This is a genomic window from Bradyrhizobium sp. GW821-FHT13H05, assembly GCF_058804065.1.
The window spans coordinates 622,513-635,837 of sequence record NZ_JBXAPO010000001.1; the positions used below are offsets into that span (position 1 = coordinate 622,513).

Annotated in this window: 12 protein-coding genes and 1 pseudogene; 4 read left to right on the plus strand and 9 right to left on the minus strand. The window is 64.6% G+C overall.

Annotated features, from left to right (window positions below; genetic code table 11):
* Positions 1–274: 274 nt before the first annotated feature.
* Positions 275–625, plus strand: coding sequence for a hypothetical protein (locus AC1RR3_RS02950; RefSeq protein ID WP_492819155.1), 351 nt, complete (start codon positions 275–277; stop codon positions 623–625).
* A gap of 106 nt (positions 626–731) precedes the next feature.
* Here the strand turns inward: AC1RR3_RS02950 and AC1RR3_RS02955 are convergent, their stop codons facing one another.
* The 4 genes from AC1RR3_RS02955 to AC1RR3_RS02970 form a co-directional block, all read right to left on the minus strand.
* Positions 732–1,151, minus strand: coding sequence for a VOC family protein (locus tag AC1RR3_RS02955; protein WP_492819157.1), 420 nt, complete (start codon positions 1,149–1,151; stop codon positions 732–734).
* Positions 1,152–1,203: 52 nt separating this feature from the next.
* Complete coding sequence (locus AC1RR3_RS02960; protein WP_492819159.1) at positions 1,204–1,740, minus strand: SRPBCC family protein; 537 nt, start codon at positions 1,738–1,740, stop codon at positions 1,204–1,206.
* A gap of 96 nt (positions 1,741–1,836) precedes the next feature.
* Positions 1,837–3,138, minus strand: a complete 1,302-nt coding sequence (locus tag AC1RR3_RS02965) for an RNA polymerase sigma factor (protein ID WP_492819161.1) — start codon at positions 3,136–3,138, stop codon at positions 1,837–1,839.
* Entirely contained in the window at positions 3,135–3,503 is a 369-nt protein-coding gene (locus AC1RR3_RS02970; protein ID WP_188107425.1) for a YciI family protein, read from the minus strand. Before AC1RR3_RS02970 ends, AC1RR3_RS02965 begins: the two co-directional genes overlap by 4 nt.
* Before the next feature lie 144 nt (positions 3,504–3,647).
* Here AC1RR3_RS02970 and AC1RR3_RS02975 point away from each other — a divergent pair, with 144 nt between their 5' ends.
* Positions 3,648–4,613 (plus strand): 2-hydroxyacid dehydrogenase, encoded by a 966-nt coding sequence (locus AC1RR3_RS02975; RefSeq protein WP_492819163.1) that lies wholly within the window; start codon positions 3,648–3,650, stop codon positions 4,611–4,613.
* Positions 4,614–4,715: 102 nt separating this feature from the next.
* On the plus strand, positions 4,716–6,683 hold the full coding sequence (locus tag AC1RR3_RS02980; RefSeq protein WP_492819165.1) for a methyl-accepting chemotaxis protein: 1,968 nt from the start codon (positions 4,716–4,718) through the stop codon (positions 6,681–6,683).
* 46 nt (positions 6,684–6,729) lie between these two features.
* Here AC1RR3_RS02980 and AC1RR3_RS02985 read toward each other — a convergent pair whose 3' ends face one another.
* Complete coding sequence (locus tag AC1RR3_RS02985; RefSeq protein WP_492819167.1) at positions 6,730–7,380, minus strand: TetR/AcrR family transcriptional regulator; 651 nt, start codon at positions 7,378–7,380, stop codon at positions 6,730–6,732.
* A gap of 106 nt (positions 7,381–7,486) precedes the next feature.
* Here AC1RR3_RS02985 and AC1RR3_RS02990 point away from each other — a divergent pair, with 106 nt between their 5' ends.
* Positions 7,487–8,131, plus strand: coding sequence for a glutathione binding-like protein (locus tag AC1RR3_RS02990; protein WP_492819169.1), 645 nt, complete (start codon positions 7,487–7,489; stop codon positions 8,129–8,131).
* A gap of 1,241 nt (positions 8,132–9,372) precedes the next feature.
* On the opposite strand, the pseudogene AC1RR3_RS02995 reads toward AC1RR3_RS02990, so the two are convergent.
* The 4 genes and pseudogenes from AC1RR3_RS02995 to AC1RR3_RS03010 all read right to left on the minus strand — a co-directional run bounded on the left by AC1RR3_RS02995 (position 9,373) and on the right by AC1RR3_RS03010 (position 13,303).
* Positions 9,373–9,992: pseudogene (locus AC1RR3_RS02995) on the minus strand (imm11 family protein).
* A gap of 373 nt (positions 9,993–10,365) precedes the next feature.
* Positions 10,366–11,670 (minus strand): TRAP transporter large permease, encoded by a 1,305-nt coding sequence (locus AC1RR3_RS03000; RefSeq protein WP_492819171.1) that lies wholly within the window; start codon positions 11,668–11,670, stop codon positions 10,366–10,368.
* 31 nt (positions 11,671–11,701) lie between these two features.
* Positions 11,702–12,295, minus strand: a complete 594-nt coding sequence (locus AC1RR3_RS03005) for a TRAP transporter small permease subunit (protein ID WP_492819173.1) — start codon at positions 12,293–12,295, stop codon at positions 11,702–11,704.
* A gap of 9 nt (positions 12,296–12,304) precedes the next feature.
* Positions 12,305–13,303, minus strand: a complete 999-nt coding sequence (locus AC1RR3_RS03010; protein ID WP_492819175.1) for a TRAP transporter substrate-binding protein — start codon at positions 13,301–13,303, stop codon at positions 12,305–12,307.
* Positions 13,304–13,325 lie beyond the last annotated feature (22 nt).

A 13,325-nucleotide genomic window follows, 5' to 3' on the forward strand; every position in this document is an offset into this window, starting at 1 on the left:
GTCGCCCCCTTCCAAGTCACGTCCATCCCGGTGTGTAGAATTTATGAATGGATGATTAGCGATTTTGACCCGCCGTTCACAGCCTAATATTGCGCCAGTTGTTGTGCGATGCGGTCCTCATCATTTCACGAAGCGGCCCCACTGCCTTCGCAAAGTCGTGCGAATGGAGACTCCATATTCGGTCACGTCGTTTCCCTTAGGTTCCAATTAACCGACGCGATGCAAAGTCTCTCACGCGGATTTTGCGTGTCGCGTACCGCACCGAGGGTTCGGCATGATGCGACACGGCTTCATCTTGCTTACTTTTTGCGCAACGCTCATGGGCTGCGCGGCGGCGCCGGCGCAAGAGCGTCGTCCGATCGCATGGGACGGCCTTGGCCAGAACCCGAACCGGCCTGTTGTCACAAAGCGCCGCGCGACCGATCACACACCTGCGGCGAGCAATCCCAATGGGGAACGCGAGCGCGTGCTCGGCACCTTGCGCCCCTACTCCGAGGCGTGGTGGGCGGTCCATGACGAGATCGAAGCGGAGAATGACAGGCAGCTCGGCACGAAGCTCGTAATCTGCCCGCGCTGCGTCCAGTCGCCGTCACCGGGTGAAGACGTGACCGGATCGATCCGTTGAGAGCGCAAACGGCCGATCCGGCCATGACGTGAGCGGCTTGGGCTTGCCCCTCACCCGCAACAATCGAGAGAGGGGCACCGTTTGATGTGTCAGGCGATCGCGCCCGTCACATTCCCTCTGCCGGGCAGTTCACCATCCAGGGAATACCGAACTTGTCGACGCACATGCCAAAGCCCTTGGCCCAGAAGGTCTTGCTGAAGGGCATGGTGACGGTGCCGCCGTCGGCGAGCGCGTTGAACTTGCGCTCGCCATCCGCGGGGTCCGTCACCGTGAGCGAGATCGAAAAGCCCTGGGGCTTGTTGAAATGCTCTGGCGGCACGTCGGAGGCCATCAGCACGGCGCCGCCGGGCAGCGACATCCGCGCATGCACGATCGTCTTCTCACGGCCGGACGGGCCGGGGGGCATGTCCGATGGTGGCGCGTCGGAGACGCGCATCAAGGCGTCGATCTTGCCGCCGAGAACCTTGGCGTAATAGTTGAACGCCGCTTCGCAGGTGTCCTGATAGAACAGATAGGGATTGAGCATCGTTTCTCTCCTCTTCGTTTCCTTTTTCGATTCCTTGGGGAAATCGTCGGCGTTACTTGTCGGTGAGCTTCTTCAGGCTGGCGAGGCCGGCCTCAAAGTCCCTGCCGATCATGCTGTCCATGTTGATGAAGACCTGCATCACCTTGGACATGAACGGCGCCGGACCGGACATCGCCCATGTCACCAGCGTGGCATCGCCTTGCGGCACAAAGGTGAACTCGGCGGTGTTGTGGCCTTCGAACGGCCGCTCGAAATCGAGCTTGATGCGCAGCTTCGACGGCGAATTCGCCTCGAGGATCTCCATGCGGCCGGCGCCGACATTGTTGTTGCCGTCCCAGGCATAGGTCGCGCCCTTGCCCGATGCAGTTCCACCGAAGCTGCGCTTCATGGCGGGATCGCGGTTCTCATAAGGCGACCAGGTCGTCCAGAGATGGAAATCGGCGACCAGCGGATAGATCGCTCCGGCCGGCGCCTTCAGCGCGAGCGAGCGTTCGACGCGGAACGTGTCGGGCTTGGTCAGGGCAAAGACGAGAACACCCGCGAGTCCGATTGCGAGCATAACGGCGATGATGGCAACGGCTTTCAGCATGAACGGCTCCCTGGATATGGAGTAAGACGAAGGGGACGGGCTGGGACCGACAATCCGGAACAGAAAATTTTCGCGAGCAGAGGGTGCAGGGTCGCCCTACTTCGCCTTTGCGCCCTGCCTGGCGCCGCCATTGGTCCCCTTCGGCTGGCTGTCCCGGATCAGGCGATCCAGATGCATGCGGATGTGCGCGGCTTCGGCCGAGGTGTTGGCGAGCGCGATGGCGCGGTCGAAGGCGATGCGGGCTTCGTCATTGCGGCCGAGCTGCATCAGGAAGGCGCCGCGCACGCCGTAGAAATGGAAGTAGTTGGCGAGCTTTGGCGCCAGCGGCTCGATCAGGTCGAGGGCGGCTTGCGGCCCGCGCACCTTGGACACCGCGACCGCGCGGTTGAGCGTCACCACGGGCGAGGGCTGCACCAGCTCCAGCGCGCCGTAGAGCAGGTCGATCTGGGTCCAGTCGGTTTCAGCCGGCGTCGCGGCGCGCGCATGCAGCGCGGCGATCGCCGCCTGGATCTGATAGGGACCGCTGCGGCGGTGGCGCATCGCCTTGTCGATCAGCGCCAGGCCTTCTGCGATCATGGTGCCGTTCCACAGCGAGCGGTCCTGGTCATCCAGCAGGATCAGCGAACCGTCCGCGGCAAAGCGCGCGGCACTGCGCGCATGCTGCAACAGCAACAGCGCGGCGAGCCCCATGATCTCCGGTTCGCTCTGGAACAACCGCAGCAGCAACCGCGCCAGCCGGATCGCCTCCTCGCAGAGCGGCTTTCTGATCTCGGCGGTATCGCCGCTCGTCGAATAGCCCTCGTTGAAGATCAGATAGATCATTGCCGCGACGCCGACGAGCCGTTCCGAACGCTCGATTGCGCCCGGAGTCTCGAACGGCGTCCCGGCCTCGGCGACCTTCGCCTTGGCACGGGTGATGCGTTGCTCCATCGCGGCGTCCGAAACCAGGAAGGCGCGCGCGATCTGCTTCACGGTGAGACCCGAGACGATGCGCAAGGCAAGCGCGATCTGCTGCGTCGCCGGCAGCTGCGGATGGCAACAGATGAACATCAGCCGCAGGATGTCGTCGCGATAATGCGAGCCGTCGAGCCGCTCGGCGAGCGCGCCCTCGGCGTCGTCGAGGTCGGAGATGGCCTGGTCGTCCTCGGGCAACGGCTGCTGCTTGCGGGCCCGGCGCACCTCGTCGATCGCGACGTTGCGGCCGACCATGATCAGCCAGGCCGCGGGATCGCGTGGCGGCCCGTTCTGCGGCCAGGTTTTCAGGGCGCGCAGGCAGGCGTTCTGAAAAGCCTCCTCGGCCGTGTCGAGATCGCGGAAATAGCGCAGGAGCGCGCCGACTGCCTGGGGTCGCGCCGACGTCAGCGCGGTCTCGATCCAGGCGGTATCGGCCTCGCTCACGCCGAAATTCCTCCGGGCCGGAACACGCCGACGGGACGCACCTCATAGGCGCCGCCGGGATTAGCCGCGCCGAGGTCACGCGCAACGTCGAGTGCATCGTCGAGATTCTTGCAATCCACGATGTAGAAGCCGAGCAACTGCTCCTTGGTCTCGGCATAGGGGCCGTCGAGCACCAGCGGCGGGTCCTCTTTGCGCAACGTCGCCGCCGCCGTGGTCGGCAGCAGCCGCGCCACCGGGCCGAGCCGGCCCTGTTGGGTAAGCCTCTCCTGCACCACGGCGAGCTTCTTCATCACGGCCTCGTCCTGGTCCTTGCTCCAGGAGCCAACGAAGTCCTCATCGTGATAGCAAAGGATCGCATAAAGCATGGGCAGCACCTTCCCCGACCTCTTGTTTTGAAGACGATCCAATATGCCCCGCCCCGACAGGGCTGCGGAAAAAATTTGCAAGAAAAATCCGGCAGATCGTGCCAAGGAGGGCCTTCAAAAGCGGAACCCGACGAGGCACTTCGAATGACCAAAGGCACACTGGCCGTCCTGATCAACAGCACGCAGCAGAACTGGCTGCCGGAGCGCTGGAAGGCCCGGTTCGAGTCGGTCTGCGGCGGCCGCCGCGTGGTGCTGCTGCCCAATTCCGGGCTCGATCCGGCCGAGGTGCACTATGCCGCGGTGTGGAAGCCGGTGCCGGGCGATCTCGGCGCCTTTCCCAATCTGCGGGCGATCTTCAATCTGGGTGCGGGCGTCGATGCGCTGATGGCGGACAAGAGCCTGCCCGACGTGCCGCTGGTCCGCGTCGCGGTGCCTGATCTCACCAACCGCATGACCGAATATGTCGTGCTGCACGTGCTGATGCACCACCGCCAGGAGCTGTACTTGCGGGACTCGCAGCGCGTGAAGCGCTGGGAGCCGAAATATCAATGGCCGGCAAGCGCCGTCACCGTCGGCGTCATGGGCCTCGGCACGCTCGGCGCTGATGCTGCCGACGTGCTGCGGCGGCTCGGCTTCCGCGTCACCGGCTGGAGTCGTAGCCCGCGCACCATCGAGGGCGTCGAATGCTTCCACGGCACCGCCGGAATGGATGCGTTCCTGCGCACGACCGACATCCTCGTCAGCCTGTTGCCGCTGACTCCTGATACCCATGGCATCCTCAACCGCGATGTCTTCACAAAGCTCAACCGCAAGGGCCCGTTCGGCGCGCCGGTCCTGATCAACGCCGGCCGCGGCGGCTTGCAGAACGAAGCGGACATCCTGGCCTGCCTCGACGACGGCACGCTGGGCGCTGCCTCGCTCGACGTCTTCGTGCAGGAGCCGCAGCCGAAAGACAGTCGCTTCTGGACCCACCCCAAGGTGCTGCTGACCCCGCACAACGCCGCCGACACCGACGCGGACGCAATCTCGGCCTACGTCGCCGAGCAGATCGCAAAATTCGAGGCGGGCGGCGCACTGGAGAATGTGGTGGACCGGGTCCGGGGATATTGACCGGTCTGCCTGGCCGAAGGAGGTACGCACCCGCCCCGTTCACCCTCTCTTAGCGAGAAGTTGATAGGCGTTGTTAACCAACGCTCAAAGAACGAGTCGGATATGCGCGCGAGCCTCGGCCTCAGGATGCGGATCACGGTCGCGCTGGCGGTGACGGCCGCGGCGACCGCCCTGTTTGCGGTGCTGGGGGCGATGTGGATCATCGCAGGCATCATCGACCGCGCCGACCAGCGCGAGCTGCGCAGCCATTACGACGCCCTGCAATCGCGCATCGCCGAGGAATCACGCCGCGCCGCCGCGATGAGCGCGGTGGTGGCGGCGATGCCGGCGGCGCAGGAGGCGATGGCGAAGCAAGATCGTGAGACCCTGATGCGCTTGTTCGGGCCGGTGTTTGCCGCGACCAAGTCGGAATACGGGGTCGACCAGTTCCAGTTCCACGTGCCACCGGCAACGTCCTTCCTGCGCGTGCACCAGGCGGCGAAATTTGGCGACGACCTCTCCGGCTTCCGCAAGACGGTTCTCGTCGCCAACCAGGAGCGCAAGGTCGTGGTCGGCCTCGAGGGCGGCGTCGCCGGGCTCGGCATCCGTGGCGTGGTTCCGGTCGCGCAAGGCAGCACACATCTCGGCAGCGTCGAATTCGGCCTGACCTTCGGCCAGCCGTTCCTCGATGACTTCAAGGCCAACCGCCATGTCGACGTCGCTTTCCATCTCGCCGACGGCTCAGGCTTCAAGCTGTTCGGCGGTACGCTGAAGGGCAAGAGCTTCTTCGATGCGGCCGACTATAACCGCGCCGCCAGCGGCGACTTCACGGTGCGGCGAGCCAAGCTCGACAACACGCCGGTCGCCGCGCTGCTCGGGCCGATCAGGGATTTCTCCGGCAAGCCGCTCGGCGCGGTCGAGCTCGTGATGGACAACGCCGATTACGAGGCGTCCGCCGACCGCGCCTGGATGCTGGCGATCGCCATCGCCGCGCTCGGGCTCGTGCTGGCCGGGATCGTCGGCTACCTCATCGCCCGCAGCATCTCGCGGCCGATCATCTCGATCACCAGCGTGATGCGTGAGCTCGCGGACGGCCGGCTCGATGTGGCCGTGCCCGCCAGCAAGGCGAGCGACGAGGTCGGCGCCATGGTGAAGGCGGTCGCGGTGTTCCGCGACAATGCGGTGAATTTCAGCAAGCTTCAGGCCGATCAGCTCGAAGCCAAGGCGCAATCCGAGGCGGAGAAGCGGCGCGCCTTCGCGGCGCTCGCCGACAATTTCGAAGCTTCGATCCGCGATGTCGTCACGACGGTGTCCTCGGCCGCGGTCGAGATGGAGCACACCGCGCGCTCGATGTCTGATATCGTCGAGCAGTCGCGCGAGCAGACCCGCACGGTGTCCTCGGCCTCGGCGCTGGCCTCGGAGAATGTGCAGACGGTCGCGGCCGCCGCGGAAGAATTGTCCTCGTCGATGACCGAGATCAGCCGCCGCCTGGCGCATGCGACCGAAGTGGTCGGCAAGGCCGCAAGCGACGGACGCGCGTCGAATGCGCGGGTGCAGAGCCTGGCGGATGCCGCGCAAAAGATCGGCGACGTCGTCTCCTTCATCAACGGCATCGCCGGGCAGACAAATCTTCTCGCGCTCAACGCGACGATCGAGGCGGCGCGAGCGGGCGAGGCCGGCCGCGGCTTCGCCGTGGTCGCCTCCGAGGTCAAGGCGCTGGCGACCCAGACGGCGAAGGCAACGGAAGAAATCGGCGCGCAGGTGACAGCCGTGCAGGGCGAAACCACCGGCGCGGTGGAGGGCATCCAGTCGATCTGCGCGACGATCCAGCAGGTCGACGAAATCTCGGCCGCGATCGCCGCCGCCGTCGGCCAGCAGGGCACGGCGACACAGGAGATCGCGCAGAACGTCCAGCAGGCCGCGGCCCGCACCGGCGAGGTCTCCCAGAACATCGCGGGCGTCACCGACGGCATCGCCGCGACGGGCACGGCGGCCGAGGAAGTGCTGGGCTCGGCAATCGAGCTGTCCAAGCAGTCGCAGCGGCTGCGCGACGAGGTCGACCGCTTCCTGGCGCATATTCGGGCGGCCTAGTCAGGCGCGGGATCGCGACCCGGCGCGCACTTGTCCGGCACGGTGGCTAGATTTTAGCCCCTGATCCCACCATCACGTCGATCGCGCCCTTCACGATCGCTTCCAGATCTTTCCGCGAGACGCGCGCGCGGGAGCGGATGGCGATGGAGTGCACGGTTGCGGACGCGACCTGCGCCAGCACGGCGGGGTCGGCACTCTCGGGCAACTCGCCCTTCTCCCTGGCGCGGCGGAAGCAACTCGTGAAGGCCTTGTCGAGTTCGCTCAGTCCATCGAGCACCATCGCGCGAATCTCGGGATCGCCCACCGCCTCGGACGCCGCGGTGACCACCGTGAAGCAGCCGCGCGGCCCCGTCTCGCCGGAGAGATAGATGTTCAGCGCGCAGGCGTAGATGCGCTCCAGCCGCTGGCGCAGCGGCATCTCCTGGCGGAAGATCTCCACCATCGATGCGCGCGCTTCCTCGCGATAACGCTGGTAGCTTTTGATGTAGAGCTCGCGCTTGTCGCCGAAGGCACCGTAGAGGCTCGGCCGGTTCATGCCGGTGGCTTCGCTGAGATCGTCGAGCGAGGTCGCGGCAAAGCCCTGCCTGCGGAACAGGTCGAGCGCCTTGCCGAGCGCGACCTCGGGCTCATAGGCGCGCGGACGGCCGCGGCGCTTGGGCTCATTGGCAGCAGTTGGCGGCTTCGATTTTTGTACCATCTCGCAAATTAATCCTTGACCGACCTCATATTATGCAAGATGGTACAAAAATCAATCTGGCCAGGTTGAGCGACACCCAAAGAGGAATTGCCCAAGGAGGCCCAGGATGGATCTTTATTTCTCACCGCTCGCCTGTTCGATGGCGACGCGCGTTGCGCTCTATGAAGCCGGCGCCGAGGCGAACTATTTCGAAGTCGATTCCCCGACCAAGACGGTGCTCAACGACGGCACCGACTTCCGCACCGTGAACCCGATCGGTCTCGTGCCGACGCTGCGCACCGACGAGGGCGTGGTGCTGACCGAGAACGCGGCGATCCTGCAATATGTCGCCGACCGCTTCCCGCAATCCGGCCTCGGCGCGGCCGCGGGCATCGATCGCACGCGGTTGCATCAATGGCTCTGCTTCATCGGGACCGAGCTGCATAAGGGGCTGTTCATCCCCGTGCTCGACCGCAAGGCGCCGCAGGAGATGAAGGCCTATGCACTGGAGAAGAACCTGTCGCGGCTCGACTATGTGGAAAACCACCTGAAGGGCCGCGACTTCCTGCTCGACCATTTCAGCGTGGCCGATGCCTATCTCGTCACGGTCATCAACTGGACCATGGCGACGCCGCCGATCGAGCTCGCCAAATGGCCGAACCTGAAGGCGTATTACGAGCGCCTGCGCCAGCGTCCGTCGATCGCCAAGGCGATCGCCGAGGAGTTCGAGCTGTACAAGGCCGAGCAGGCGCGGAAGAAAGCCGCGGCTTAAGGCCGAACATTTGGCCATGCCAAGTCTCTCGTGTCCCGGACGCGCTGCGGCACGTAGTGACGCTGCGCAGAGCCGGGACCCAGTAGACGCCGCGCTACGCTGATGCGTGGGCCCCGGCTCTGCAGTGCACCACGCCGCGAAGATGCGGCGCGCTGCGCTGCGTCCGGGGCACGGGAGCGGTGTTTTTCGATGGATGTTCTGCCGATGGACATGGCTTCCCGTTCTCGCGACGCGTTGCCCGAGCTTTGCTGGTGTCTTGCCCCCTTGATCCGAAGCAAGGGCGCAGGGAAGGCCGGGTGCCGGATGCACCCGAGGTCCCGCGTGTGCTCAAGAGCGCGCACGGGGGTGGACGACAGGTGTGCCGGTCGCCCGGCCTTCCCTGCGCGATGGTTTTCACGGTGTCCTTCGTGCTCTCCTCGGGGAGCGTTGCACTATTGCCCCCGTCGTCTTGCGGATTTCAGATGCGTGCCGGTTGGCCGCGACATCACCACAGGACTTGACGCCAGACTCCGGGCGCCGGGACCACACGACTTCTCCGTCCGCGCACGTCCGCGCTGGGTCCTCCACGGCTGGCGTGCGCTCACCGTCGAGGCCATGCGAGAACGCTGTCAGCGCCGTGTCGTATCGCGCCTGTCGCCGCTCACGATTGCCCGCCCTGCAGCTCCATCGCGCGCGCGACGCCGTCGCGGCCTTCGCATCCCGGCCCGCGTCTCGTGACGATCGCGAAACGCCCCTCGTGGCGGGCGGGATGGCGGGTACATACGGCAAAACCGAACTTCTATAAATTCGAATATTTTCGGGCAACGGGATAGACCCAGCGCTGGGGTGTTTTGCCCGTCGGGCAGCACAATGGATGGTGGAGGCAAGCGCCAGCGCAGCAGCATCGGCTTGCACCTCTCCCGGAGGGAGAGGTTTTACCCGTACAGCACGCGCGGCAGGATCGTGACGATGCCGGGCCACAGCGTCAGCCAGTGGGACCTCATAACCGCGATCAAGGACGCATCAATTTTGTTCGTTATGCCACCACGTAACCGTTCCCATCGAGTGGCCGGCGGGGGCGCTTGCAGGCAGAAGCGGACATCGGCCGTACGACAATCCCTGTCGAAACGGTCGAAAATGACCCAAAGCGGAAGTCAAGTCGACGCAGGCCTGCCAAATATCGCGGTTCGAAGCTCAGGCAGTTAGATCTGTCATTTCTATGAACGGTCGCTCACGCGCCTATCTGACAAGCGTTGAATTTCTTATTTCTTACCCACGTCCCTGAAGTAGATTCCCTTCAACCCCGCCTGCCGGCAGGCGTCTTTCATGGCCTGGTCGCAGATGACCGTCACCTCCATGAAGCGCATTCGAAAGACATGTGCGAACCCGACGACATCTTCGCGGAAGATCAATCGTGTGGCCCCGTGAGCAGATATTCCTTCTGCCCCGCATCTTCGAAAATTCGCAGCTCCGATTGCTGCTCGTCCAGCGCATCGAGCACGCGAACCACATTGCACAACCAGCGGTCGGGCCCGGCCGTACCATCGGCCATCAACACCTCGCAAGAGACGAAGCCGAAGGCGTCACGATCGACTTCCTCCAAAACCGCTTTCATGCTTTCGGAGACGAGCCAGTGTCCGACGTAGCCCTCAAGATCGCGCGGAGGACGGCCAAGTTTCTTGTCGAACAGAAAACGCGGCCGTTCCGGCAGTTTCGAATAGTAGGGGTCATCCAGGGCATATAGATAGCGCTCGACCGTGTCGGCGTTCTCCAGCCTGAATCCCGGTTTCCCCCCGTGAACGTAGTCGACATTCATTTTGTAGTATTTGCGTCCCTTCGGCTTGCGCGCGACCTTGGCGCACCTTGCTGCCTCGTCGACCATGTCTAGTCTCCACCGGCGCCGGCCGGAGTTGTCACCCGCAGCACCGGCAGTCCGGAGTTCGCGCGAGGTTGCATGCTGCACCTAGATAACGCCAGCCCAGATTATCGAGAGACGGAAAAACATCCATTCAGGTTCAGAAGGAATTGCTCCGCGTCCACTCCTTATGGTTGCTGGTAGATTACCCGGATGCGATGACGGCTTCTGGCCCTTCGCGAAATATTGCGCCGCCGCACGAACTCAGCCGCTTCGGGGGCGAAGCGGACATTGCGTTCGTGCGCAACGCCGCTAAGTCTATGGATACACGGCCTGGCGAGTTTGCCGCGCCCCCTCACCCGGCGCTGCGCGCCGACCTCTCCCCGATGGGGAGAGGTGTTTACCCGTACAGCACCCGCGGCAATATCGTGACGATCCCCGGCCACAGCGTCAGCAGCAGCACGAAGCCGACCATGATCATGAGATATGGCATCGTGACGCGCGCGATGTAGCCGAGGCCGTCTTCAGTCAGGCCCTGGATCACGAACAGGTTGAAGCCTACGGGCGGGGTGATCTGCGCCATCTCGACCGCGAGCACGAGGAAGATGCCGAACCAGATCTCGTCGAAGCCCGCGCCCTTCACGATCGGCAGCACGATCGGCAGCGTCATCACGATCATCGAGAAGCCGTCGAGGAAGCAGCCGAGGATCAGGTAGAAGATGATCAGCACCACGATCAGCATGAAGGGCGACAGGCCGAGGCCCTTGACGAAGGCGGCCACGGCCTGCGGAATGCCGAGGAAGGCGGCCGCGTTGCCGAGGATCGAGGCCCCTAACACGATCAGCGCGATCATCGAGCAGGTCACGACCGAGCCGATCAGCACGTCGCGCATCACCTGCTGCGACATCGAGCCTTGCGCCCAGGCGACCAGCGCCGCGCCGAGCACGCCGACGGCTGCGGCCTCCGACGGCGTTGCGAGCCCGCCATACATTGATCCGAGCACGCAGGCGATCAGGAACAATGCCGGTGCGAGATCCTTCAAGGCGGCGAAGCGCTCGCCCCACGGCACCTGCGAGAGCTTGGCTTCCGCCTCCGGCACCATCGAGGGCTTGAGCGTCGTGTGCAGCATCACCCAGCCCATGAAAGTCGCCGCCAGCAGCAGGCCCGGCAGCACGCCGGCGGTGAAGAGCTTGAGAATGGAGACGTCGCCGAGCACGCCGTAGATGATCATGATGTTGGACGGCGGAATCAGGAAGCCGAGCGTGCCGGCGCCGGCGAGCGAGCCGATCGCGATGTCGCGGGAATAGCCACGGCGCAGCAATTCGTTGAGCGACATGCGGCCGATGACCTGCGTGGTCGCAGCCGACGAGCCCGAGATCGCCGCGAAGATGGTGCAGCCGATCACGTTCACATGCAGCAGGCGGCCCGGCAGAAGGCCAGCCCAGGGTGCGAGCCCCTGAAACAGCGAGCGCGACAGGCGGGTGCGAAACAACAGCTCGCCCATCAGGATGAACAGCGGCAGCGCCAGCAGCTCCTGCGTCGTCAGGATGTTCCAGGCATATTGCGGCAGCAGCTTGTCGAGCGGGATCGAACGGAACATCGCCAGCAGCAACGTGGCGGTGAGCGCGAGCGTGAGGCCGATCCAGACGCCGCCCGCCAGCAGCGCGAACAGGATCCCGAACAGGGCGACGACTTCGATGGTCATGCGATCTTGAATCCGATGGCGAGCAAGGCGGTCATTCGACGGGCGAGGCCTTCATGCGATGATCCTCCAGCGGCAGGCCGAGCACAGCCTGGATCGCGCGTGCGAGGAACTGGAGCGTCAGCAGCAGCATGCCGAAAGTGACCACCGCTTCCGGAAACCACAGCGGCGTATCGCTCGATGTCGAGACCTGGCCACGCACATAGGCGCCGAAGGCGAACTTTGCCATTGAGGACGTCAGGAACGCCATGAACGCGAAGCCGGCGGTGGCCGAGAGGATCTCGATCGCACGTTGAAACGGCGCAGGGACGTTCTTCAGAAGCAGCACGACACGAATGTGGCCGCCGACGCGCAGCGTCATCGCGGCGCCGAAAGTGAAGGACGCCGCCATCAGATAGGAAGAGTATTCCCAGGCGATCGAGATCGTCGGCGGGAAGAACGGCAGGAAGTTCGAGAGGAAGCGCGTTGCGACCTCGCACAGCATCAACAGCGTCAGCGTCAGCAGACAGCCGCCGCCGATCCAGCCATCGAGCCGGCCGAGACGGTCGATGCCGTCCAGCAGGATGCGCAGCGGCGCCGGCGCCGCTGCGTTGAGACTTTGCGGAGCCGCGGGCGAAGCGCTGACCATGACTGGTTCTCAGCGCTTCATTTCGGCGAGATAGGCCCGCACCGGCTTGTCTGCCGCCGGCACGCGCTTGAGGAACGCGTCGAGCTGCGGCGCGGTTTTGCTGCGGATGTCCGTCATCATCGCCTGCGAGACCGGCACCACCTCCATGCCGCCCTCCTTGAGGCGGTTGAGGCTGTCGACGTCGGCCTTGAGCGAATTTTCCCAGAAGGCCGGCTCCATCTTCGCGGCGATATCCGCGACGAGCTTCTGCTGGTCGGCGCTGAGCGCCTTCCAGGAATCGAGATTGACCGTCAGCATCTGCGACGACCAGACATGATTGGTCGGGTAGATGTACTTCAGGAATTCCCAGAACTTGCCGTCGACGCCCGACACTGCGGAAGTGGAGACGCCAGAGACCGCCCCCGACGCCAGCGCCGGGATCGTCTCGCCCCAGGGGATCATCACCGGCGCCATGCCGACCACCGCCAGCATGTCGACGGCGTTCTTGTCGGGCACGCGGATCTTGATGTTCTTCAGGCCATCCACATCGGCGACCTTGACCTTGAGGTGCAGATACTGCGTCGGCCACGGCACGATGTAGAGGATCTTCTGGTTGTTGCGCGCGGCGACCTTCTCGTATTCGGGCCGCACATATTTGTGCAGCACCTTGAGCTCGTCCATCGAGCCGCACAGGAAGGGAATGCTCTCGACGCCCATGAAGGGCTCGTCGCCGACCTGCTGGATGTTGAGGACGTCGGCGAGCGGCACAAGACCGTCGCGCACGGCGCGCAGATGCTCGGGGCCCTTGAAGCCGAGCTGGCCGCCCGCCTTCACGGTGATGGCGACGGAGCCTCCGCTCCGCTTCTTCACCTCGTCGGCGAAGGCCATTGCGTTCTGAGTATGGAAATTGCCGTCGGGCCAGACCGTCGACATGTCCCAGCTTACGGTCGCGGCCCGCGCGCGGGTCGAGATGTGGCCGGCGGCGAGCAGCGTCGCTGCGCCCGCAGTGAAGTTACGTCGCGTGATCATCGAGCCCCTCCGTTTGCTACCA

What these genes read in the sequence shown, in the direction of transcription:
- AC1RR3_RS02950 (WP_492819155.1), top strand. Translation starts at nt 275, where the DNA reads ATGATGCGACACGGCTTCATCTTGCTTACTTTTTGCGCAACGCTCATG.
- AC1RR3_RS02955 (WP_492819157.1), bottom strand. Translation starts at nt 1,151, where the DNA reads ATGCTCAATCCCTATCTGTTCTATCAGGACACCTGCGAAGCGGCGTTC.
- AC1RR3_RS02960 (WP_492819159.1), bottom strand. Translation starts at nt 1,740, where the DNA reads ATGCTGAAAGCCGTTGCCATCATCGCCGTTATGCTCGCAATCGGACTC.
- AC1RR3_RS02970 (WP_188107425.1), bottom strand. Translation starts at nt 3,503, where the DNA reads ATGCTTTATGCGATCCTTTGCTATCACGATGAGGACTTCGTTGGCTCC.
- AC1RR3_RS02975 (WP_492819163.1), top strand. Translation starts at nt 3,648, where the DNA reads ATGACCAAAGGCACACTGGCCGTCCTGATCAACAGCACGCAGCAGAAC.
- AC1RR3_RS02980 (WP_492819165.1), top strand. Translation starts at nt 4,716, where the DNA reads ATGCGCGCGAGCCTCGGCCTCAGGATGCGGATCACGGTCGCGCTGGCG.
- AC1RR3_RS02985 (WP_492819167.1), bottom strand. Translation starts at nt 7,380, where the DNA reads ATGGTACAAAAATCGAAGCCGCCAACTGCTGCCAATGAGCCCAAGCGC.
- AC1RR3_RS02990 (WP_492819169.1), top strand. Translation starts at nt 7,487, where the DNA reads ATGGATCTTTATTTCTCACCGCTCGCCTGTTCGATGGCGACGCGCGTT.
- AC1RR3_RS03000 (WP_492819171.1), bottom strand. Translation starts at nt 11,670, where the DNA reads ATGACCATCGAAGTCGTCGCCCTGTTCGGGATCCTGTTCGCGCTGCTG.
- AC1RR3_RS03005 (WP_492819173.1), bottom strand. Translation starts at nt 12,295, where the DNA reads ATGGTCAGCGCTTCGCCCGCGGCTCCGCAAAGTCTCAACGCAGCGGCG.
- AC1RR3_RS03010 (WP_492819175.1), bottom strand. Translation starts at nt 13,303, where the DNA reads ATGATCACGCGACGTAACTTCACTGCGGGCGCAGCGACGCTGCTCGCC.